18 protein-coding genes and 1 pseudogene are annotated in these 20,589 nt (G+C 73.2%); 8 read left to right on the top strand and 11 right to left on the bottom strand.

Features of this window, described 5'->3' with window-relative positions; all coding sequences use genetic code 11:
* Position 1 precedes the first annotated feature (1 nt).
* The 4 genes from ACZ46W_RS10045 to ACZ46W_RS10030 all read right to left on the bottom strand — a co-directional run bounded on the left by ACZ46W_RS10045 (position 2) and on the right by ACZ46W_RS10030 (position 5,902).
* Entirely contained in the window at positions 2–1,420 is a 1,419-nt protein-coding gene (locus ACZ46W_RS10045; protein ID WP_468334195.1) for a hypothetical protein, read from the bottom strand.
* A 115-nt stretch (positions 1,421–1,535) separates the two neighbouring features.
* Entirely contained in the window at positions 1,536–2,741 is a 1,206-nt protein-coding gene (locus tag ACZ46W_RS10040) for a vWA domain-containing protein (RefSeq protein ID WP_468334739.1), read from the bottom strand.
* Positions 2,742–3,073: 332 nt separating this feature from the next.
* Entirely contained in the window at positions 3,074–4,309 is a 1,236-nt protein-coding gene (locus ACZ46W_RS10035) for an AAA family ATPase (protein ID WP_468334192.1), read from the bottom strand.
* 231 nt (positions 4,310–4,540) lie between these two features.
* A complete protein-coding gene (locus ACZ46W_RS10030; protein WP_468334189.1) occupies positions 4,541–5,902 on the bottom strand; it encodes a hypothetical protein in 1,362 nt (453 codons plus the stop codon).
* 205 nt (positions 5,903–6,107) lie between these two features.
* Between ACZ46W_RS10030 and ACZ46W_RS10025 the strand changes: the two genes are divergently transcribed.
* Positions 6,108–6,716 (top strand): YceI family protein, encoded by a 609-nt coding sequence (locus ACZ46W_RS10025; protein ID WP_468334186.1) that lies wholly within the window; start codon positions 6,108–6,110, stop codon positions 6,714–6,716.
* Here the strand turns inward: ACZ46W_RS10025 and ACZ46W_RS10020 are convergent.
* Entirely contained in the window at positions 6,700–7,488 is a 789-nt protein-coding gene (locus ACZ46W_RS10020; protein ID WP_468334184.1) for a class I SAM-dependent methyltransferase, read from the bottom strand. The two genes, ACZ46W_RS10025 and ACZ46W_RS10020, sit on opposite strands and share 17 nt — an antisense overlap.
* 4 nt (positions 7,489–7,492) lie before the next feature.
* The gene (locus tag ACZ46W_RS10015) at positions 7,493–7,900 is read right to left on the bottom strand and encodes an ATP-binding protein (RefSeq protein WP_468334181.1); all 408 of its coding nucleotides are present in this window, start codon (positions 7,898–7,900) and stop codon (positions 7,493–7,495) included.
* 111 nt (positions 7,901–8,011) lie between these two features.
* Between ACZ46W_RS10015 and ACZ46W_RS10010 the strand changes: the two genes are divergently transcribed.
* Together ACZ46W_RS10010 and ACZ46W_RS10005 are read left to right on the top strand one after the other, a co-directional pair.
* Positions 8,012–8,836 carry a helix-turn-helix domain-containing protein gene (locus tag ACZ46W_RS10010; protein ID WP_468334178.1) on the top strand — a complete coding sequence of 275 codons (825 nt, stop codon included), beginning with the start codon at positions 8,012–8,014 and terminating at the stop codon, positions 8,834–8,836.
* Positions 8,833–9,087 (top strand): DUF397 domain-containing protein, encoded by a 255-nt coding sequence (locus ACZ46W_RS10005; protein ID WP_468334176.1) that lies wholly within the window; start codon positions 8,833–8,835, stop codon positions 9,085–9,087. Before ACZ46W_RS10010 ends, ACZ46W_RS10005 begins: the two co-directional genes overlap by 4 nt.
* Here ACZ46W_RS10005 and ACZ46W_RS10000 read toward each other — a convergent pair.
* Both ACZ46W_RS10000 and ACZ46W_RS09995 read right to left on the bottom strand, forming a co-directional pair.
* Positions 9,056–10,006, bottom strand: a complete 951-nt coding sequence (locus ACZ46W_RS10000) for a hypothetical protein (protein ID WP_468334173.1) — start codon at positions 10,004–10,006, stop codon at positions 9,056–9,058. The two genes, ACZ46W_RS10005 and ACZ46W_RS10000, sit on opposite strands and share 32 nt — an antisense overlap.
* Before the next feature lies 1 nt (position 10,007).
* Positions 10,008–10,406 (bottom strand): hypothetical protein, encoded by a 399-nt coding sequence (locus tag ACZ46W_RS09995; protein WP_468334170.1) that lies wholly within the window; start codon positions 10,404–10,406, stop codon positions 10,008–10,010.
* A 41-nt stretch (positions 10,407–10,447) separates the two neighbouring features.
* Here ACZ46W_RS09995 and ACZ46W_RS09990 point away from each other — a divergent pair.
* Positions 10,448–14,416 (top strand): annotated as a pseudogene (locus tag ACZ46W_RS09990) (CHAT domain-containing protein); the annotation flags it as partial.
* Here the strand turns inward: ACZ46W_RS09990 and ACZ46W_RS09985 are convergent.
* A complete protein-coding gene (locus ACZ46W_RS09985; RefSeq protein WP_468334167.1) occupies positions 14,344–15,534 on the bottom strand; it encodes an acyltransferase family protein in 1,191 nt (396 codons plus the stop codon). The pseudogene ACZ46W_RS09990 and the gene ACZ46W_RS09985 sit on opposite strands and share 73 nt — an antisense overlap.
* Positions 15,535–15,576: 42 nt before the next feature.
* On the opposite strand from ACZ46W_RS09985, the gene ACZ46W_RS09980 reads away from it, so the two are divergent.
* Entirely contained in the window at positions 15,577–16,323 is a 747-nt protein-coding gene (locus tag ACZ46W_RS09980; protein WP_468334164.1) for a transglutaminase domain-containing protein, read from the top strand.
* On the opposite strand, the gene ACZ46W_RS09975 is transcribed toward ACZ46W_RS09980, so the two are convergent.
* Both ACZ46W_RS09975 and ACZ46W_RS09970 read right to left on the bottom strand, forming a co-directional pair.
* On the bottom strand, positions 16,301–16,681 hold the full coding sequence (locus ACZ46W_RS09975; RefSeq protein ID WP_468334161.1) for a nuclear transport factor 2 family protein: 381 nt from the start codon (positions 16,679–16,681) through the stop codon (positions 16,301–16,303). The genes ACZ46W_RS09980 and ACZ46W_RS09975 overlap by 23 nt on opposite strands.
* 2 nt (positions 16,682–16,683) lie before the next feature.
* Entirely contained in the window at positions 16,684–18,036 is a 1,353-nt protein-coding gene (locus tag ACZ46W_RS09970; protein WP_468334159.1) for a hypothetical protein, read from the bottom strand.
* An 83-nt stretch (positions 18,037–18,119) separates the two neighbouring features.
* Between ACZ46W_RS09970 and ACZ46W_RS09965 the strand changes: the two genes are divergently transcribed.
* Genes ACZ46W_RS09965 through ACZ46W_RS09955 form a run of 3 tightly spaced genes read left to right on the top strand, consistent with a single transcriptional unit; the run spans position 18,120 to position 20,571 of the window.
* A complete protein-coding gene (locus ACZ46W_RS09965) occupies positions 18,120–18,926 on the top strand; it encodes an alpha/beta fold hydrolase (protein WP_468334156.1) in 807 nt (268 codons plus the stop codon).
* Positions 18,923–20,209, top strand: coding sequence for a SpoIIE family protein phosphatase (locus ACZ46W_RS09960; RefSeq protein WP_468334153.1), 1,287 nt, complete (start codon positions 18,923–18,925; stop codon positions 20,207–20,209). The genes ACZ46W_RS09965 and ACZ46W_RS09960 overlap by 4 nt, the downstream gene beginning before the upstream one ends.
* Complete coding sequence (locus ACZ46W_RS09955; RefSeq protein ID WP_468334150.1) at positions 20,203–20,571, top strand: STAS domain-containing protein; 369 nt, start codon at positions 20,203–20,205, stop codon at positions 20,569–20,571. The genes ACZ46W_RS09960 and ACZ46W_RS09955 overlap by 7 nt, the downstream gene beginning before the upstream one ends.
* Positions 20,572–20,589 lie beyond the last annotated feature (18 nt).

Below are 20,589 nucleotides of genomic sequence, written 5' to 3'. Positions count from 1 at the left end.
GTCACCCCTGGGAGGGGAAGACGAAGAAGCCCTTGTCCGTGCCGATGTAGCCGTAGCCGGACGGCTGGGAGAAGAGCGGGATGTTCTCCTCGGGCAAGTCCTTGGCGAGCACCTTCTTCGTCCGGCCGTCGACAGCCAGGAAAACGTCGCCTCCCCCGTCCCCGGCCGTCGTGCCGTACAGCACGCCGCTGGGCGAGAAGCGCACCGGTGTCATCTGCTTCTCACCCTCCTGCTGCTTCCACACCTCCTTGCCGTCGGCGGGCTGCCACACGGCGGTGCCCTCCTCCGTGGTGGCGGCGGCCAGAGTGCGGTCGGGGGAGAAGACGGACGTCCCCTCGGTGTTGATGGTGTCGTTGGGGTAGTCGTCGTACGAGTACTTCGTGGAGCCGCCGATCTGCTTGCCGCTCGCGATGTCGTACGTCGCCGTCACCCACGTGTCCATCGCGAAGCCGCCCGCGCCCCAGGCGGTGAGTACGCGGCCGTCGCGCACGTCGAGCACCCGCACCGCACCGCTGTTCCGCCTCCCGTCGTCGTCCAGCTTCACGCCCGCGGGCGGGGTGACGTCCGCGGTGCTCCACACCTTCTTGCCGGTGGCGAGGTCGGACATGACGAGCTGTTCCGGACCGGTCGCATAGGTGGACCCGTTTTCCACATGGAAGGCGTACGTGCCGGTGATCAGGGGAGCGTGCGCCTGCCCGCCGTCGATCTCCTTGTTGCGCGGGTCGAAGGAGCAGCTCGCCCGCTCCCCGGTGCAGGCGACCGTGCGGGCCGCCCCACCGTCGATGGGCGTGAGCCGCAGGCTCGCGTCATCCACGACCTCGATGATGTGGCCCTCGTGGACGTGGAAATCGACGCCCTCGCGCTGGGCCTTGCCCAGCTCGGCGCCGTCGCCGCCGTAGACGGTGACCGTGGTGGTGGTCTTCTCCTCGCTCAGCCCGTCGGACTCGGTCGTACGGCCGCTGTACACCGCGAACGCGGGAACGCCGTCGTGCCAGGTCGTGGCGGCCACCTTCTCGGCCGTCACCTTCAGCTCCTTGCGTAGGTCGCCGGTCTTCACGTCCCGGAACTCCAAGGTGACGGACTCCGGTGCGTCGCTGACGTGGAGGGTGCCGGTCGTGCCGTCGATCGGATCGTCGTTGAACGGCCCGCCCAGGGCGTACGCGCCCTGGGCGTCCTTGACGAACAGGAAGGTTTCCCCGAGGTCGATGACGCCGGCGGGTGGCAGGCTCCACGCCGGCTTGGCGGCGAGACCGGGTATCGCGGGGCCGCCGTAGACCGGACCGGTGCTCTTGGCGCCGCCCTTCGGGCCGGTGGAGCTTGCGTTCTCCGGCTGAGCGGCCTTGTCGCCGGAGGGGCCGCAGCCCGCGACGAGTCCGAGCGACAGGACGAGGCCGGCGGCCATCACTGTGTACTTGTTCATGTCCCCGTTTGCTTCCGCAGTTGATCTTGACGCGCCCACGACAGCATAGAGGCACGGCCGGGCGCTCGCCGACGTGACCGACGATCTCCAACGTCCCGTCACACGCCCGGTGTTCTCATCCGATGGTGACGACCCGCGCCCAGGGCGGCGGAGTGTCCGGGACGTAGTCGGGGTCGTTCTCGTCGGCGCCGTGGGCGGGCCGGGGGAAGAGGCCGACGACGGTGCGGCAGGGCGGCTGCGCGGAGGGCCACGGTGTCTGGCCGTCCGTCAGCGCGACGATCACGTCCGGGCGGGGCCGGGAGCGGAGCGCCCGGTCGAAACCGGAGCGCAGGTCCGTGCCCCCGCCGCCGAGCAGCTCGATGTTCTCGGCCCGGCAGAGCGGGACGGCGACCCCGGCCGCCGCGTCGCAGGAGATCACCGAGACGAGGTCGCGCCGCCCGCCCACCGCCCGCGAGATCGCCGCCACCTCCAGCAGCGCGCTGCCCAGCTCGGCGTCGCTCACCGACCCGGAGGTGTCGATCACGACGCAGACCCGCGGTGGCGTACGGCGCAGGCTCGGCAGCACCACCCCGGGGACGCTCGCCGAGCGGCGGGAGGGGCGCCGGTAGCTGTGGTCCTCGCCCACCCCCGGCGCACCGGCCGCCGAGCGGACCGCCGCGCCCAGCAACTGCCGCCAGGGCTGCGGCGGGTGGAACGCCTCGTCCGCCCAGCGGCGCCACCCGTCCGGCGCGCTGCCCGGCCGTCCCTTGATCCCCTCCGCGACCCGGAAGCGGACCGCGTCCCGCTGCTGCCTGGTCAGCCCCCGCGCCCCGTCGGGGCCCAGCTCCCACGGGCGCTGCTGTCCGTCGGCGCCACTGCCGCAGTCCAGCCAGGCCAGGTCCGTGGTGAGGCCGGACATCGACGCGGTCCGCAGGTACTCCTCCATCAGCAGCCCGGAGGGCAGCCGCAGCAGCGACGGCAGCACCGCCCCCTTGGGGCGCGGGAGCCCGTCGCCGTAGATGTCGTCGTTGATCTCGAAGTCGGCGGCGATGTTCCGCCGCAGCCTCTCCCCCGGCCCGTACGCCTCGTGCTCCCGGGCGTACCGTTCGCCCCGCCCGTGGTGGTCCCTGAGCAGGTGGGAGACCTCGTGCACCCAGACGCCCGCCAGCTCCTCCACCGGCATGCGCGCCACGAAGCCGGGCGAGACGTAGCAGCGCCAGTGCGCGTCCACCGCCATCGTCGGCACCGTGCTGTCCTCCACCACGTGCAGCGCGAACAGCGCGTCGGCCAGGTAGGGGCGGACCTTCACCGCGTGCAGCCGGGCGGCGAGCAACTTCTCCATGTCGAGCGGGAGCCCTGGCCGGTCGGCCGGCTTCCCGGTACGGGGCCTGGGCTCCTGCGTCGTCGCCCGCACCGGGCGCGGCGGCGCGGGCGGGGACATCGGGCGCGGAACGGCCCGGGGCCGGGGACGCGGCATGGGAGGTTCGGCCTGCTGGGGGCGCGGCTTGGGGGGTTCGGGGCGGGGCTTGGGGGGTTCGGCGTGCGGCTCGGGGGGTTCGGGGCGCGGCATGGGGGGTTCGGCGTGCGGCTTGGGGGGTTCGGGGCGCGGCATGGGGGGTTCGGCGTGCGGCTCGGGGGGTTCGGGGCGCGGCTTGGGGCGCCGCTCGGCCGTCGTCATCGGCGCGTACCCGCCTCGCGTCCGGCGCCGGCCGCCGCCGCCACCCGCCCCACCGACCGGTCCGCGCGCCGTGCGAGGCCGATCACCCCGGCCAGCCGCTCCACCGCCTCCGGGACCTCCCAGTCGTCGCGCCGCAGCCCGGCCAGCGCCGACGCGGGAGCGACCAGCAGGTCGGGGGCGCCGGTCTCCAGCGCCCGGACCAGCACCGCCCAGGCCGCGTCCCACCGCGCCCGTTCCGGCCGGGCCCCGACGGCGGCGACCACCGCTTCCAGGGCGGCCTGCCGCAGGTCGCCCCGGTCCGGCAGCTCGGCGGAGGCCGGGTCGGCCAGCAGCGACTCCGGGTCGGGCAGGTCCATCCGGTCCAGGTGGGCGAGGAGTTCCAGCCCCGGCCCGTCGCCGACCGCGCCCCGCACCAGCAGGGCCAGCACGTCCCGGGAGACGGAGGCCGCCGTGCCGAAGGCCAGCAGCGTCATGGCGGCTTCCCAGCTCCGGGGCGAGGGCCAGGCGCCGCCGCGTCGGGTCTCGCTGCTCGGCAGCCGGTGGATGAGCGTCGGCCGGGCCTTCAGGAAGCCGCAGACCGCCCGCCGGGCGAGGGCGACCGCCTCCGGGAGCCGGTCCGCCTCCAGCCGGGGCAGCTCCGCGCGGGGCCAGACGCCGCCCAGTCCGCGCACCACCACCTCCTGGTCGTGCACCCAGTACAGGTGCACGAAACGGTTGGCCAGCGGCGGGCTCAGCTCCCATCCGTCCGCCGCCGACGCCCGGGGGTTGGCGGCGGCCACGATCCGTACGCCCGGCGGAAGTTGCAGGGCGCCGACCCGCCGCTCCAGGACGACCCGGAGCAGTGCCGCCTGGACGGCCGGGGTGGCGGTGGACAGTTCGTCCAGGAAGAGCAGGCCGCGCCCGGCCCGTACGAGCTCCACGGCCCATTGCGGCGGCGCCATCGGCACCCCCTGCACGGCCGGGTCGTCGCCCACGATGGGCAGCCCGGAGAAGTCGGAGGGTTCGTGGACGCTGGCGATCACGGTCGTCAGCGGCAGGTCGAGGGAGGTGGCGAGCTGGGTCAGGGCCGCGGTCTTGCCGATGCCCGGCTCGCCCCACAGCAGTACGGGCAGGTCGGCCGCGACGGCGAGGGTGAGCGCTTCGAGCTGCTCGTCGGGGCGCGGCTCGGTGGTGGTCGTCCGGAGGAGGGACAGGAGGTCGTCGGCGAGGGACAGTTGGGCGGGAGAAGTCATGGGATCACCTGGGTCTGGGAGAGAGAGGGGAGGGACGGGGTGGGACGGCTCGGGGGCGCGGAGTCCGGTGGGGGTGGGGCGGGGCCCCTCCGGGCTCGCCTCCTCGCGGTCGGCGGGGTGCCCGAACGGTCAGGGAGCCGTGCGTCGCCGCCGATCCGCTGCGGGGGCGACCCTGCACGGCCCCACCCCGGCCGTCATGCGTCTGCGGATGCGGATGCGGATGGGACGCGGTCAGGTGTGCAGGCCGGTACGCGGCCGGGCCCGGTTGCCGCGCTTGCGGCGGATGGCGGGAGGTGTACGGCGGTCGAGCCGCGGGCGGTGACCGGCGGCGGCCGGGTGCTCGGCGACCAGCCCCGAGCGGAAGAGCCCGTGGTCGACGCGGCGGGTCGCGGCCGACTCCAGCGCGTCCCGCAGCGGCCCGTCGCGCAGGACGGCGCCGGGGCCGAGCAGCCCCTCGACGACGGCCAGCGCCCCGGTGACGTCACCGTGCGCGAGCCGTTCCCGTACCGCGGGCAGGGCCTCCGGATCGCGGTGCACCGCGTCGATGGCCCGCAGGCAGGGCAGCGGTGGCCCGCCGAGGGCCACCAGCAGTTCCTCACGCCGCAGTTGGTCCGGGTCGTGGTCGACCGCCGCCAGCACCCCGTTCCGCAGGGCGATCCGGTGGACCGCGCCCCGGCACTCCACGCGGTGCGGATCGCGGGTCGCGGATACGGGGGCGACCGGCGCCGGATCGGACGCGCCCAGTGCCGCGGCGACGAGCGGATGGAGCCGCCCGGCCGCGACGAGCCCCGCCCGGAGCAGCTCCAGGTCCGGCAGGACCCGGGCCGCCGCCTCCGGCAGGACCGGGAGCGCCGCGAGCTCCTGCGGTGGCGGGGAGCCGGTCAGCGGCCGGAACGTCGGGGCGTGGCTGTCGTCGGGGGCGACGAGCTCCAGCACGGCCCGGCTGCGGGAGCCGAGCCGCACGGTGAAGGCCCCGCGCGGGCGGCCTTCGGCCCGTAGCAGCAGCTCGGCCTCGGCGGCCCAGCGCGTCACGGCCCACGGGCCCTCGGCATGGCCGCCGCACCGCCGGGCCAGCTCGCCGCTCCTTCCGGCGTCCCAGAGGTGCCGGTGCAGGTCGAGCCGGAAACGCCGGTCGGGGTGCGGGTGCGGGTGGTACCCGGAGGCACCGCCGCCGGCCCCGTCCCAGAGGGCCAGGGACATGCGCTGTCCGGCATCCGCCCAGGCCGGCGGCGTGCGCACGACCAGGTGCACGCTGCCGTCGGCTCGGCCCGGGTAGCGGGCCAGGGACAGGGTGAGACCGGGCCGGAGCCGCCCGTCGGGGGCGATCCGGGGCATGTGCCAGCGCAGCAGATCGGGCGCCAGTCGGCGCAGGTCCGCGCGGAGGCGGGTGGCGAGATCGGTGCCGTGGCGGTCGCGCACGGCGCGCAGATCGAGATCGACGTCGATCCGGGCGGCGGCGCAGGCGCCCGCCCAGTCACCGGCCGCACGCCGTGCGGTCGCGGTCTCGATCATGGACGGTGGCACGGCGTACTCACGTACGCGCTGCCACATCAACAGGTGGGGCGGAATCCCGTTCGCGGAGGGGTGTGCCATCAGCACTCACCCTGAGCGAACGATTCCCCCAATCCGTACGAGGAGTTGTTCATCATCCCGGGCATCATAACCACGCCCGTGATCATCTGTCCGGCTGATTGAGGTTGCGGATTCATCCGGGAGAGTGGTTGAAAATTGAACGGAATAGGTCTACCGTCGTTCTCGTTGAAGGTTCAACCAACCGCATCGAAGGAGCATCGTCATCATGGGTCTCTTCAGCCGCAGCACCGCCACCGCGCCCGTCGCCACCGCCACCGCCGTGGACCCGGCCCTGGCCGCCCTGACCGGGACGTACACGATCGACCCGTCCCACAGCGGCATCGGCTTCACCGCCCGTCACGCCATGGTCACCAACGTCCGCGGCACCTTCGCCGAGTACGAGGGCACGCTGGACCTCGACGGCACCGATCCGGCGGCCTCCGGCGCGGCCATCGACGTCACGATCGCGTCCATCGACACCGGCAGCGCCGACCGCGACGCCCACCTGCGCGGCGCCGACTTCTTCGACGCCGAGCAGTTCCCGCTGATGACGTTCCGCTCCACGAGCGCCGAGGCGCTGGGCGGCACGGACTACCGCATCACCGGTGACCTGACCATCAAGGGCGTCACCAAGCCGATCACCATCGACCTGGAGTTCAACGGCGCCGCCAAGGACCCGTTCGGCAACGAGCGCGTCGGCTTCGAGGGCAAGGCCGAGCTGCTCCGCTCCGAGTGGGGCCTGACCTGGAACGCCGCGCTGGAGACCGGCGGCGTCCTGGTCAGCGACAAGATCAAGCTGACGTTCGAGATCTCCGCGATCAAGAACGCCGCGTAAGGGGCTGCCGGGTGACCGGCTTACGGGCCTCGATGAGCGTCCGGCACGAGTGAGCGACAAAGGGACCTTCGGCCTCGATGAGGCCGTGCAGGTCCCTCAGTCGTTCCCGGTACTTGTCCACCGTGAAGCCCGGCACCGTCCAGATCACCTTCCGGAGGAAGTAGACGACCGCGCCGACGTCGAAGAACTCCATCCGGAGCCGCTCCATCCGTACGTCCACGATCTCCAGCCCGGCCGCCCGCGCCTCCGCCGTCTCCTCCTCCGGGTGCCGCCTGCGGCGCAGGTCGTCGGAGAGCGGGCCGAGGAAGAACTCGATCAGCTCGAAGACCGTCTCGGGGCCGACGTGCTGGGCGAAGTACGTCCCGCCCGGCCGCAGCACCCGGGCGATCTCCGACCACCACACCGTCGCCGGGTGACGGCTCGTGACCAGGTCGAACGCCCCGTCCGCGAACGGCAGCGGCGGCTCGTCCGGGTCCGCGACCACGACGACCCCGCGCGGGTGCAGCAGCTCCGTCGCCTTCGCGATGTTCGGCGGCCAGGACTCCGTGGCCGCCATCGTGGGCGGGTACGTGGAGACCCCCGCCAGGACCTCCCCGCCGCCCGTCTGGATGTCCAGCCCGGCGGACGCGGCGGCCAGGCGCTCGCCCAGCAGGCGCTGGTACCCCCACGAGGGGCGCTCCTCGGTCGCCCGGCCCTCAAGCCAGGAGAAGTCCCAGCCGGAGACGTCCACCGCGTCGGCTTCGGCGACGAGACCGTCGAATGTACGTGACATACCGTCACTGTACGAACTCGCACCACACCACCTTGCCAGGGTCCCGCTCCCCCACCCCCCACGTGTCGGACAGCGCCTCGACGAGGACCAGCCCGCGCCCCCACTCCGCGTCCGCGCCGGCAGCCCGGCCCACCCGCACCTGGCCCTCCCCGCTGTCGTGCACCTCCACGCGCAGCAGCCCGCCGCCCTGCTCCCGGTGCAGCAGCAACCGGAACCCCCGCCCCGGCGGCACCCCGTGCACAAGTGCGTTGGTCGCCAGTTCGCTCACGCAGAGCAGCACGTCCCCGGCCCGCTCCCGCACGCCCCACTCCGCCAGCGCCGCCGCCGCGAACCGCCTGGCCGCCGGCACCGACCGGCGCTCGCGGCGGTAGAACGCCTCGTACAGGTAGGGGAGTTGAAGTTCCTGATTCATGCACGCAATGTCACCGTGCGTGACTAAAGTGGGCCAGCGAGCCAGGCCGTACAAACGCTTTGTACGGCTTGTGCGGGATCAGGTACTTCGCCGGGTGGGAAGAGGGCGACCATGCACCCTTCGAGCAAGCCCCACAAGAACACGTCCTGGCACCTCATCGGTGCCCAAGTCGGCCAACTGCGACGGGCTGCCGGACTCACCCAGCCCAAGCTCGCCGAGAAGCTGTGCATCCACCAGGAGACGATCGCCTCCATTGAACAGGGCCGCAGACCCCTCAAGTACGACCTGGCGCTCCAACTGGACCAGGTGTTGGAAGCGAAGGGCGTCCTGGCGGCGGGCGTGGCACGGGTGCCGGAGCGGGAGCGATATCCGGCGTTCGCGCGGGACTTCATCGAACACGAGCAGGAGGCGGTGACGCTGCTCTGGTACGAGACCCACGTCGTGCCCGGACTGCTCCAGACCGAGGAGTACGCCGCCGGCGTCTTCTCCTGCCTGATTCCCCCGATCAGCCCGGAGGAGTCCGAGGAACGGCTCTCCGCCCGCCTCGACCGCCAGAAGCTCTTCGACCGCAGGCCCTGGCCGCCGATGATGAGTTTCCTCATCGAGGAGTCCGTGCTGCACCGGCCGATCGGAGGCCCCTCCGTCATCCGAGACCAGATCCGCCATCTCCGCCACTGCGCCGAACACCCTTGCGTCGGCCTCCAGATCATGCCGACGAGGCGGGAGAAACACGCAGGGCTAGACGGACCGATGATCCTGCTGGAGACGCCCGACCACGAGCACCTTGCCTATATCGAAGGCCAGCGGGTCAGCTTCCTCGTCGACGACCCCGACGAGGTCAGTGTCCTTGAGCAGAAATATGGGATGCTCAGGTCACAGGCCCTGACGCCCGAGGAGAGCATGGGCCTGCTGGACGATCTGGCAGGAGAAGCATGAAACCCGCAGCGCTCACGTGGTTCAAGTCCAGCTACAGCAGCGACGAGGGCGGCAACTGCGTCGAAGTCGCCTACGACTGGCGCAAGTCCAGCTACAGCGGCAGCGAGGGCGGCGCCTGCGTCGAGGTCTCCGCCCACCCGGCCGCCGTCCACATCCGCGACTCCAAGAACCCCACCGGCCCCATCGTCACCGTCTCCCCCGCCGCCTGGACCGCGCTGACTACTGGGGTTCATGTGCCGTCAGGTCGATGAGGTGACGCTTGCCCTGCAACAGGCAAGTGATCTCCCAGCCGGTGCGCCTGCCGACGACTCCCGTCGTGGGGACGTGCAGGCGCTCGGCCAGTTCGGCGACGTACACGTGGACCGACGCCTCGATGAGGGCCGCGTAGGCGTCCACACCGCTGCGGATGCGGAGCCGGGCGGTGACGTACGTGGCGACGGCCACCGGAAGTGCGGGCCACCACCACACGGCGAGGGCGGCGTACAGCACCGCCCAGGCCACCAGCGTGGTCGCCCGGCCGAGCGCCTCGCGGGCCGTTTCTATCTGCTGGCGCGGGGCGTCCGGGAGCAACTGCCACAGGGCGGGCCACACCGTGGCCAGGTCCAGGTCCAGATCGCGGGCGAGGCGCAGGGTGACCGCGTGCATCCGGTCACCGGACCAGGTGGGGCGGTGCGGCTCCTCGGGTGAGACGCGGAGCACGGCGAGCCGGGCTGGCCGGAGGTCCGTCCCGCCGGACGTTCCGGCGGCCAGCAGCTCACCGACCCGCCGCTGCTCGCGCTTGTACGCGTCCACGGCGTCGGCGCGCCGCCGCCGGCGCTTGGCCACCCGCCATCGGGCGAGGGCACGGAGCGGCCGGGGCCACGATTCCCAGTCGGCCGCGAACCACAACCGCTCCACCAGTGAGCCGAGCGTCTGCGCCACGAGGCCCACGGCGGCGGCGAGCAGCGCCACGACCAGCATGAGCACCGCGAGCCGTGCTCCGGCTCCCGCGCCGGGCGCCGGGCGCCACGCCTGGGCCTCGCGCACCAGCAGGTCGAGGTCGACGGCGTGGGCGTGGCCGAGCGTCCGGGCGGCGAAGGCGGCGGCCAGGAACAGGGCGCCGGGCAGTACCAGCAGGGACATCCACCGCTCCGCCAGGCGCTTGCCCAGCTCCGTCAGCAGGCCGCCCATCTCAGCCCTTGACCCAGCGCAGCGGAACCCCGCCCATCCGGCAGCGCGGCGCCGCCCGCATCGTGGGCTCCGCCCACTCCACGCGTGCGCAGGCGCCCAGGGGGCAGAGGAAGGCGACGTCGGCCTCGGCGGCAGGCCCCACGCCGATGGGCCCGAGCTCGGGGACCGTGCGGGCGCTCGCCCCGTAGGCGCCGCGCGCGTCGCCGTCCGCGCGGACGATCCGGTCGATGGCGTCGAGCCGCGCCGCGGGGTCCTCGTTCCCGTCGACCACGGCACGCACCAGCCGGTCGAGTTCGTCGGTCCGGCCCAGTTCGGCCAGGTGCTCGCGCAGTGCGTCGAGGTGTTCGCAGACGTACGAGAGCCCTCGCCGTACTCGTGCCGACGATTCGTCCTGCGTCATTCCGACTCCCTCCGCGCACCGGTGCTTTCACGGCATCATGCATGAACGGGGCAGCGGTCGACGGCAGTTGGGGGGCGGCCGCGGTGGGCGATCCAGGACGGCGATCACGTGCTGAGCTACTGGCGCGGGCCGTGCAGGCCCTCCAGACACTGTGGGCGGAGCCCTCCCCCGACCCCGACCCCGCCTTGATAACCGACCTGGCGCGGCTGGTCGCCGACGATCCCACGGACGAGCAGGCCACGGCCGTCCTCGGCCATCTGTACTGGCACCGGTACGAACGGCACGGCGCGCAGGCCGATCTGGACGACGCGGTGCGCATGCTGGCACCGCACTTCCGCCCCGACCGGATGTTCCTCATCCCCGACGGTCTCAGGACGGAGATCGCGGACGCGTACAGCACCCATGTGGACACCCGGCTCGCCCAGGCCCTCGCCGGGGAGGGCGACGCCGGTGAGAACCTGGCGGAACTCGCGGCATGGTGCTGGTTCCTGCTGGAGCACGCCGACCCGGACAACGACCAGTACGGCGTCCATCTGGGCGGCCTCGGAACGGTGCTGTACACGCGGTACGACGTCTTGGGCGACGTCAATGCCCTGTTACAGGCCATCGGCCTCCTGAGCCGGGCCGCGCGGGTCACGCCGGCCGGCCATCCGAGCCGGCCGGGCATCCGGGGAAACCTCGCCATCGCCCTGGCCCGTCGCCACGGGCTCACCGGTTCCGCGAACGATCTGCGCACCGCGTTCGAGGCGTGCGTCGCCGCGCTGCGGGAGCCCCTCACCAGCGCTGACCGGGACGGTTTCATGGGGATGCTCGCCTCGCTGCTGCGCGACAGGGTCCTTCGTGCGCGGGCGGAACACCGGTGGGAGGACGTACTGGCGGCGGGCCGGGCGGTCCTGGACTTCTCCGCCCTGCGCTCGTACGGGCAGGAAGCCGCGGCGGAGGCTCTGGAAGCACGCTTCGCGAAGGGCTCCGACAGGGCGGACCTGGACGAGGCGATCCGGCAGTGGACGGCGCTGGCACACAGGGTGCCGGACACGTACATGGTCCACGAACGTGCCTACGTGACGATGAGGCGGGCCCACGCGTACTGGCGGCGCTACCAGCACGACGGGCGGCCGGACGACCTTGACGTCGTGATCGACACCCTCGAGCAGGCGCTCGCCCTCCTCCCGGACGACGACGTCACCCTCCGCTGGGACCTTCTCCGCAAACTGGCCGTCAGCCTCCTGGAGCGCATCGAGCGGAAGCCGGCCGCCGACGACGTGGAGCGGGCCGTCACGGTGATCCGCGCGGGGCTGGCCGACCGGGCCGGTCACCGGGCGCCGTCCCATCTGCGGGCGATCCTGGCCCGGGCACTGCCCCGGGCACTGTGGTCCCGGTACGTCCTGGCGCGCCGGCCCGAGGACCTCGACGAGGCCGCTGAGCTTCTGGGTTCGGCCGCCGTCAGGGAGGTGCCCTCGGCCGAGGGCGTGCTGTTGTTCGGGAGGCTGACCGCCCAGGTACACCGCGCCCGGTACCGCGCGGGCCAGGGGCTCGACGCGCTTCGCGAGTCGGTCGTCGCATGCCGTGAGGCGCTCGGGGCGGCTCCGGACGTCCATCCCGCACGCCCGGCCGTGCTGGTGCAGCTCGGCATGTCGCTGACCGACCTCTACCAGCACACCGCGGACCTGGCCGCGTTGGACGAGGCGGTCGACCGGGGCCGCGAGGCCGTGCGGGCCGTGCGGGCCGCGGGTGAGGACCAGCTCCACGGCCCCGTCGGGGTGGACGCCGTGTACCTCCTCGGCACGGCCCTGGCCGAACGGGGCGCCCGCACCGGCAGCCTCGACGACCTGAACGACGCCGTGCGGGCGCTGAGGCGGCTGCACGCCACTGCCGCTGCCATCACGACCCGGGACCTGCACGGGCTCGGGTTGGCGCTCAAGCGGCTCTTCGACCGCACCCATGACTCCACACGACTGGACGAGGCTGTGGACCTGCTGCGGCGCGCGGTGGAGTCGTGCGAACCGGACGACTCCGAGGCGACGCCGATCGTGCTGTCGGGGCTCAGCAGCGCGCTCCTGCGCCGTTATGGCCTCAGCGGCGGACCGGCCGATCTGGACGAGGCCCTGGTGTACGCACGGCGCGCCGCCGACGCGGTACCGGCGAACGATCCGGTCACGCTGCCGACGCTCACCTCTCTGGTCGGCGCACTCCTGGAGGAGTGGCGGCGAAATCCCGAACGGGCCCATGTGGACGACCTCGTCGCCCTGTGCCGGCGCGCCGTCGACCTCGCACCGCCCGACCACGCCGCCCTCGCGATGTTCCACCACAACCTGGGGATCGCCCACAAGGTACAGGCCGAGGCGACCGAACCGGACGCGATGTTCCGGGCGTTCAACGAGCTCACTGGCAGGACGGCGATCCTCTCCGACATCGTGGAGGCCGTCGCCGGTCTCGCGAAGGCGGCCCACAGCGAAACCCTCGCGGCGTCCCATCGCATCCGCTCGGCTCGGGTGGCCGCACTCACGCTCTATCCCGTGGACGTGCTGGCCGCTCTGGGGTTCTTGAAGTACGCCGTCGAGCTCATCCCCCTCGTCGCCCCGCGCCGAATCGCGCGGGCCGATCAGCAGCACGCGGTGAAGGACCTCTCCGACCTGGTCACGTTCACCGCGGCCGCGGCCCTCGACGCGGGTGAGCAACGGCGCCCGGACGTGCCACACCTTCCCCTGCCGTACGCCGCCCGCAGTGCCCTCCAGACCCTGGAACAGGGCCGGGCGGTCCTCCTCAGCCAGATGCTCGACACCCGTGGTGACATCTCGGACCTGCGGCGGGACCATCCCGGGCTCGCCGACCGCTTCGTACGCCTGCGCAACCTCCTCGACAGCGAGGACGACGGGTCCCTGGACCGCCCCAGGACCGCCACCGAACTCGCCGACACCGTCGAGGAGATCCGCGGCCAGGGCTTCACCTCGTTCGCCCGGCCCCCGGACTTCGAGACGCTCCTCGCCACGGCGGAAGCCGGACCGATCGTGGTGTTCAACTGCAACAAGGCGCGCTGCGACGCCCTCCTGGTCACCGGTGGAGGCGTATGCCACCTGCCGCTCCCCCGCCTGACGCACGGCGAACTGACCTCGCGGGCCGACCGGTTCCACCGCACGCTCGCCCTTGTGCGGGACCCGGAGCTCGACTGGCGTGCCCAGCGGGAAGCGCAGCGGACGCTGAGCGAGACCCTCGGGTGGCTCTGGGACGTGGCGGCGGAGCCGGTCCTGCTGGCGCTGGGCATCGGCCCGGGGGCGGCGCGCGACGGGGAGCCGCGCCGGGTGTGGTGGTCCCCCGGGGGCCTGCTGGGCTCGCTGCCGCTGCACGCCGCCGGGCACCACGCCGGGTCCGCCGGGGGGAGCGGTGACCGTACGGTCCTGGACCGGGTCGTCTCCTCGTACACGCCCACGATCCGCGCCCTGCGGCACGCCCGGCGCCACGGGGCGGCGGGCGATGGGACGGGGCGGTCGCTGATCGTCTCGATGCCGAGCACCCCGGGCGCCCCACCGCTGGTCGGCGCCTCGGAGGAGGCGGCGGCGGTGGCCGCGGTGCTGCCGGAGCCGACGGTTCTCGCCGGGGCGGCGACGCGGACGGCGGTGCTGACCGGGCTCGGCGACGCGCGGGTGATCCACCTGGCCTGTCACGCGGTCACCGATTCCGTCGACCCCTCGCGCAGCCGGCTGCTGCTGTGGGACCACAAGACGTGCCCGCTGACCGTCGCCGGGGTCGCCTCGGTGGCGCTGGACCGGGCCGAGTTGGCGTACCTGTCCGCCTGCCGGACGACGTACACCGCCGCCTCGGACCTCATGGACGAGGCCATCCACCTGACGAGCGCGTTCCAACTGGCCGGGTTCCGGCATGTGGTGGGCACCCTGTGGGAGGTGGACGACGTGATCTCGGCCCGGGTGGCGAGGGGGTTCTACGCGTCCCTGACGGGGGACGACGGCCTGGACTGCGCCCGTTCGGCGGCCGCGCTCCGGACGTCGGTCCTGGCGCTGCGCGACGAGTTCCCCGGCACCCCGTCGCTCTGGGCGGGGTACCTGCACGCGGGGGCCTGAGCCGCCCCCGGCCCCACCGCCCGCAGCCACCGCTCCAGCGGGTGTTCGACCCAGTGGTAGGCGGCGGCCGACAGGGTCAGGCTCAGGGCGAGGACGAGGAGCCAGGTCGTGGCCGTGTCGGCGACGCGGCCCGCGAGGACACGGATGACGATCTCGTGGATGAGGTACCAGGCGTACGACCAGTGGCCGAGCCGTACCGCCCACGTACCGCCGAGGCCGGTCCGGTGGCCGTCGAGGTCGGCTCGGGCGGCGGCGGCCACGAGGAGGGCGAACAGGGGCGTGGCGAGCAACTGGGAGGCGGTGTACGGGCTGTACCAGAGGGAATCGGGGACGGCCGCCGACCAGGGCACCAGGGCCAGGTGCCAGCCGAGCACCAGGGCGATCGCCGGCCAGAGCCCGACGGGGGGCCGCCAGCCGCGTGTTACGGCGAGGCCGGTGACCACCCCGAGGAGGAACTGGAGCGTCCGGGTCAGCGGGAAGTAGTCCAGCGCCCACGCGCGCGTGGCGCCGTCCTCGTACAACGAACCGCTGAGCCACAGCAGCACCACGCCCGCGCAGACCGCGCCGGCGATCCACCGCCGGCCGCGCGCCGAGCGTACGGCCGGGAGGGCCGGCAGCAGCGGGAAGATCAGGTAGAACCACGCCTCGTCGCTGAGCGACCAGGCCGCCGGGTTGCCGCCCCTGAGGACGACGGGGTCGGGTATCCAGGCGTGGACCAGGAGCAGCGACGCGGCCACCGCCTTCGCGGAGACCTCCTTGCCCAGGGCGGTCCAGGCGCCGACGGACAGCACGGTCGTGGCGGCGAGGAGCGGCCAGATGCGGGCGAATCGGCGCCAGAGGAAGACGGTGGCGGGTACGCGTTTGCCGTCGTACGTCCATGCCAGGACGAACCCGGACAGGACGAAGAAGAACGTCACCCCACTGCGGCCGTACCAGACGGCCTGGCTCACCCCGGGGATCTCGCCGGCCTGCCGGGACAGGTGGTACAGCACCACCAGCAGGGCCGCCCAGAAGCGGAGACCGGTCAGGGAGGGCAGGGTGGTGGGGCGCATCCCGCGATTATGCGGGGCGGGCCGCTGCCGTAGCATCCGGCCATGACGAGCACCGTGCTGACCCCGTGGTGGCGACACCGGCGCCCCGCGCCCGCGAACACGGCCGAGGGGTCCATAGCCGCGACCCGGATCCTCGACTGGCGTCACGCCGGGATCCAGGCGCTGCTGTCGGATGCGCGCGCCGCCGCCCGGGACGCGGGAAAACGAACGCTCGTTCTCGCCGCCCACCGGCTCATCAGCGAGCGCGTCCGGCCCGTCTACGCCATGAATGACGCCCAGCCCGCCTCCCGCACCCTCGTGCGCGGCCGTGGGTCGTGCAGTCAGCGGCTGGCCGTCCTGGAGGCCGTCGCCCGGGCGGCCGGGGTGCCCACCCGCGTACGGGGGCTGCTGGTCGACGGGTCGTTCTGGTACCCGCGTTTCCCGCGCATGCGCCGCCTGGTGCCCGACGCGGTGGTCCTGGCGTGGCCCGAGTTCCGCATCGACGGCGAGTGGGTGAACGTCTCGGAGCTGTACGCGCCGCTCGGCGTCCTCGGCGCCCGTAACCCGGAGGGCTTCACCAACACGGGGTCGCAGACGCTGTTCGAGGCGCTGTCCTCGACCGCCGTGGACTGGGACGGGTCCATGTGCGGCACGGAGACGTGCGCCTCGTACGACCTGTCCGCGATGGTCCGCCGGGACCTCGGGCGGTTCTCGTCGCGCGACGAGCTGTTCGCCGCCCACGGCCAGACCCTGTGCCCGCCCGCGCGGGTGATCGGCGGGGCGCTGCTCAGTCGGGTGACGCCGGCGTGACGTGACTGAGGACGCAGCGCCAGCGGCCGTCGCGCCGCTGGAACACGTCCGTCGTCCACTCGTCCGCGTCGAACCGCTCGCCCCGGTAGTGGGCCGTGTTGGTGATCCGTCCGGTGAACAGCGCCGTGTCGCCGTCGATCCGGACGCGGGGCTCGCCGACCAGCTCCATCGCCGAGTGGGTCAGTTCGCCCGACGCGACGAGCGACAGGAAGTGCTCGCGGGTGGCGACGCCCGACTCGGACACGATCACCCAGTCGTCGGCCATGTGCGCGCCGATGCGGGCGGCGTCGTTCGCGACGATGGCGGCCGCCCACTCCGCGACGACGTCCGCCAGTTCGTCGCCCACGTCGTCGGGCACGGTCAGAACCCGCCGCCGAAGTCGCCGCCGCCGAACCCTCCGCCGCCGCCGAAGTCGCCGCCCCCGAAGCCTCCGCCGCCGCCGAAGTCCGAGGCGTTGAAGTCGCCGCCGGAGAAGTCGCCGCCCTCGTATCCGGCGCCGCCGTACTCGGCCGCGTACGCCGGGGTGGAGAGCATCGAGCCGAGCATGGTGCCCATCAGCAGGCCGGGCAGGATGCCGCCGCCGAAGTACCCGCCGACCCAGGGGCCGTACGCCGGTCCGGCCTCCCAGTAGGGGCGGCGGCCGTACGGGGTGTCCACCGTGCGGGTCATCGGGTCCTCGCCCTCGGCCAGCCGTGCGGCGTCCGCCGCGCAGACCGGCACCTGGCGCACCGCGCCGCCGGCCGGGGCCCAGTCCACGTCGGTGGTGGCCGGGCCGTGGCGCGGGTCGAAGAAGCAAGGTGCCCGCCGCTCGGGAAGCGGGCGGCCCTCGCGGCGGGCGGACAGGACGGCCAGGGCGTACCGGCCGTCCTCGATGGCCTCGGTCACCGCCCGTACGTCGTGGGGGTGCCTGGCCCGGGCCATCAGGGACTTGGCCTTGTCGTAGGAGTCGAGGGCGCGTTCGTAGTCGGCGCGCATCGCGTCGTCGGCGCCCTTCTCACCGGGGTGGAAGTCCAGCCGGTCGAGCTCCTCGCCGTACGCGGTGATGTCCTCGTCGACGACGACTCGCAGTTTCTCCAGGGCTTCCCGCTCCTGCTGCTCGCGCAGGCGCCGCCTGCGCCGGGAGACGGTGAGGACGGTCGCGCCGCCCGCGGCTGCCACCGCGCCGAGCATGATCAGCCCGGCGACCGGGGCGCCCTTGCCGGGCACTCCGGACCAGGTGCCGGGCGCGTCGCCGCGCACCTGTGCCAGGGCCTGGTCGACGAAGTTGTTCAGCTCGGTGGCGGCGTCCACACCGGGCTGGCGGACGGACTGGACGACGTTCTGGACGGCCTGGTTGGACATCACGGCACGGTCGGCGCCCGCGGCGAAGTCGTCGCCGAGGCGTACCCCGTACAGGCCTGTGATGCCGGTCTGCGTACGGAGGTTCTGAAGCAGACCATCCTTCGGGAACTCCGCCGTGGCGGGCAGGACCGCCACGAAGACCGGCTTGTCGGCGTCCTTGATCTTGTCCGCGAGCGCGTCGGCCTCGGCCTTGGGCAGTTGGTCGGCGGCCCCGGGGTGGACGTACACCGGGCCCTGCTTCAGGGCCCGGGCCGCGTCCTGGAGCCCCGTGGCCTTGGCCCCCGCACCGGGGGCCAGGGCCAGGAGCAGCATCAGCGTCAGCCCCGCCACCACGGACAGGGCCGACAGGAGGGTGAACGGCCTGGTCCTCATAGCATCGACGCTACCCCAAAAGGGGGTAAAGCGGATATAACCGCGCGGGAGAATGGAACCCGCGCGAGTGGGAGGATGTGCGAATGGACATCCGTCACAGGAACAACGTTTCGATCATGGGTCGTCCCGACGGTCCCGTCCTCGTCCTCGCCCACGGATTCGGCTGCGACCAGAACATGTGGCGTCTGGTGGCACCCGCACTGGCCGAGCGCTTCCGCGTGGTGCTGTTCGACTACGTGGGCGCGGGGCAGTCCGACCTGACGGCATGGACCGCCGAGCGGTACTCGTCGCTCGACGGGTACGCCGAGGACGTCCTCGACGTCTGCCGTGAGCTGGGCCTGCGCGACGCGGTGTTCATCGGCCACTCCGTGAGCGCGATGGTCGGGGTGCTGGCCGCGGCCAGGGAACCGGAACGGATCGGCAGGCTCGTCCTGCTCACCCCCTCCCCCTGCTACATCGACGACGACGGCTACCGGGGCGGGTTCAGCAAGGAGGACATCGACGAACTGCTGGAGTCCCTGGAGGCCAACTACCTCGGCTGGTCCGGGGCGATGGCTCCCGTGATCATGGGCAATCCCGACCGCCCGGAGCTGGGCGAGGAGCTCACCAACAGCTTCTGCCGCACCGACCCCGCCATCGCCCGTGTCTTCGCCCGCACCACGTTCCTGACCGACAGCCGGGACGACCTGGCCACGGTGACCGTACCGACGCTGGTCGTGGAGTGCGCCGAGGACGTGATCGCGCCGCGCGAGGTGGGCGCGTACGTGCACGCCGCCATCCCCGGCAGCCGCCTGGTCACCCTGGACGCCACGGGCCACTGCCCCCAGCTCAGCGCGCCCGAGGCGACCGTGGAGGCGATCCTCGCCTTCCTCGGGGACGGGGAACGATGACCCGGTCGGCACCGGACCGGCCGCCGGAGCCCCCCGACGACCTCGGGGCACCGGCCGCCGCGGTGGCCCCGCTGCTGGAGGACTCCGCCGAGGACCTGTACGAGAACGCGCCGTGCGGCTACCTCTCCACCCTGATGAACGGCACCCTCGCCAAGGTCAACGGCACCCTGCTGAGCTGGCTCGGCTACCGCCGGGAGGAGCTCGTCGGGCGGAAGCGCTTCAGCGACCTGCTGACGGTCGGCGGCAAGCTGTACCACGAGACCCACTTCGCCCCACTGCTCCGGATGCAGGGCGAGGTGCACGGGATCGCGATGGAACTCAAGGCGAAGGACGGCGCCAGACTGCCCGTCCTGGTCACCTCGGCCGTCCGGACCGACGCGGCCGGCGAACCCCTGCTGATCCGCACCACCGTGATCGACGCCCGCGACCGCCGCGCCTACGAGCAGGAACTCCTCCGCGCCCGCCGCGCCGCCGAAGAGGCGCACCGCGAGGCGGAGCGCAGCCGCGAACACCTGCACCACGTGGTCGCCGTCCTCCAGCGCAGCCTGCTGCCCCCGTCGCTCCCCCACGTGCCCGGCCTGGAGACCGCCGCCCACTACCACACGGCCTCCCCCGACCACCTCGGCGGCGACTTCTACGACCTGTTCTCGCTGGGGGGCGGCCGCTGGGCGTTCTTCCTCGGCGACGTGTGCGGGAAGGGGCCCGAAGCGGCCGCCGCCACCTCACTGGCCCGCTACACCCTGCGCGCCGCGGCCATGAACGACCCCGACCCCGAGGCCGTGCTCCGTACGCTCAACGCCGTCCTGTACGAGCGGTACGCGGGAGACGACCCCCGGTACTGCACGGTGGTCTTCGGGCTGCTCGAAGCGCCGGGCCCGGAGCCGGCCGGCTACGGCATCACCCTCGCCGGCGGCGGTCACCCCCCTGCCCTGCTGCTGCGCGACGACGGCACCGCCGGCTACGTCCACACCCCCGGCGGGGTGCTCATCGGCATCCTGCCGACCCCGCAGATCGCCGTCACCCGCACCCGGCTGGAGCCCGGCGACACCCTGGTGCTGTACACCGACGGCCTGACCGAGGCCCGCACGCCCACCGGGCGGTACGGTGACGACGAACTCCTCGCCTTCGTCACCGGCCTGGCGCCCTCGGGCGCGGAGCCCACCGTCAAGGCACTGACCGACCTGCTGGAAGGCTTCGGCAGCGGCCTCGACGACGACACCGCCATACTCGCCCTGGGCGTCCCCGCCCGCGCACACGAGAACCCGACATCCTCACCATGCTGAACACCACGACTCGGCACACCACCGGCGGCCCCGTGCTGGACGTCCAGGGAGACCTGGACTTCCGGACCGTCCCCGAGTTCCGCAGGACCCTGGAGGACCTGGACCTGCGGCCCGGGCAGCGGCTCCTGCTGAACCTGACCCGCCTCCGGTTCTGCGACTCCAGCGGCATCACGGCCTTCCTCGTCGCCCGCAACCTCGCGGCGACGGCCGGGGCGGACATCGCCCTGGCCGCCGTGCCGGAGAGCACCTTCCGCGTGCTGCGGATCGTCGGACTCGACCAGATCTTCGCCATCGAGCCCGCCGGGACGGCCGAGGAGACCGGACCGGACCGGGCCGAGCGGGCCGAGGCGGACAGCGCCTGATCCCGCCGCTCCGCCCCG

The organism is Streptomyces sp. NPDC031064 (assembly GCF_055570965.1).
Note: the sequence above shows the minus strand (reverse complement) of the source record. Positions and strands in the feature narration are given on the sequence as shown.

Coding starts and splice junctions, on each gene's coding strand:
- ACZ46W_RS10045 (WP_468334195.1), bottom strand. CDS start 1,420: ATGAACAAGTACACAGTGATGGCCGCCGGCCTCGTCCTGTCGCTCGGA.
- ACZ46W_RS10040 (WP_468334739.1), bottom strand. CDS start 2,741: ATGGAGAAGTTGCTCGCCGCCCGGCTGCACGCGGTGAAGGTCCGCCCC.
- ACZ46W_RS10035 (WP_468334192.1), bottom strand. CDS start 4,309: ATGACTTCTCCCGCCCAACTGTCCCTCGCCGACGACCTCCTGTCCCTC.
- ACZ46W_RS10030 (WP_468334189.1), bottom strand. CDS start 5,902: ATGGCACACCCCTCCGCGAACGGGATTCCGCCCCACCTGTTGATGTGG.
- ACZ46W_RS10025 (WP_468334186.1), top strand. CDS start 6,108: ATGGGTCTCTTCAGCCGCAGCACCGCCACCGCGCCCGTCGCCACCGCC.
- ACZ46W_RS10020 (WP_468334184.1), bottom strand. CDS start 7,488: ATGTCACGTACATTCGACGGTCTCGTCGCCGAAGCCGACGCGGTGGAC.
- ACZ46W_RS10015 (WP_468334181.1), bottom strand. CDS start 7,900: ATGAATCAGGAACTTCAACTCCCCTACCTGTACGAGGCGTTCTACCGC.
- ACZ46W_RS10010 (WP_468334178.1), top strand. CDS start 8,012: ATGCACCCTTCGAGCAAGCCCCACAAGAACACGTCCTGGCACCTCATC.
- ACZ46W_RS10005 (WP_468334176.1), top strand. CDS start 8,833: ATGAAACCCGCAGCGCTCACGTGGTTCAAGTCCAGCTACAGCAGCGAC.
- ACZ46W_RS10000 (WP_468334173.1), bottom strand. CDS start 10,006: ATGGGCGGCCTGCTGACGGAGCTGGGCAAGCGCCTGGCGGAGCGGTGG.
- ACZ46W_RS09995 (WP_468334170.1), bottom strand. CDS start 10,406: ATGACGCAGGACGAATCGTCGGCACGAGTACGGCGAGGGCTCTCGTAC.
- ACZ46W_RS09985 (WP_468334167.1), bottom strand. CDS start 15,534: ATGCGCCCCACCACCCTGCCCTCCCTGACCGGTCTCCGCTTCTGGGCG.
- ACZ46W_RS09980 (WP_468334164.1), top strand. CDS start 15,577: ATGACGAGCACCGTGCTGACCCCGTGGTGGCGACACCGGCGCCCCGCG.
- ACZ46W_RS09970 (WP_468334159.1), bottom strand. CDS start 18,036: ATGAGGACCAGGCCGTTCACCCTCCTGTCGGCCCTGTCCGTGGTGGCG.
- ACZ46W_RS09965 (WP_468334156.1), top strand. CDS start 18,120: ATGGACATCCGTCACAGGAACAACGTTTCGATCATGGGTCGTCCCGAC.
- ACZ46W_RS09960 (WP_468334153.1), top strand. CDS start 18,923: ATGACCCGGTCGGCACCGGACCGGCCGCCGGAGCCCCCCGACGACCTC.
- ACZ46W_RS09955 (WP_468334150.1), top strand. CDS start 20,203: ATGCTGAACACCACGACTCGGCACACCACCGGCGGCCCCGTGCTGGAC.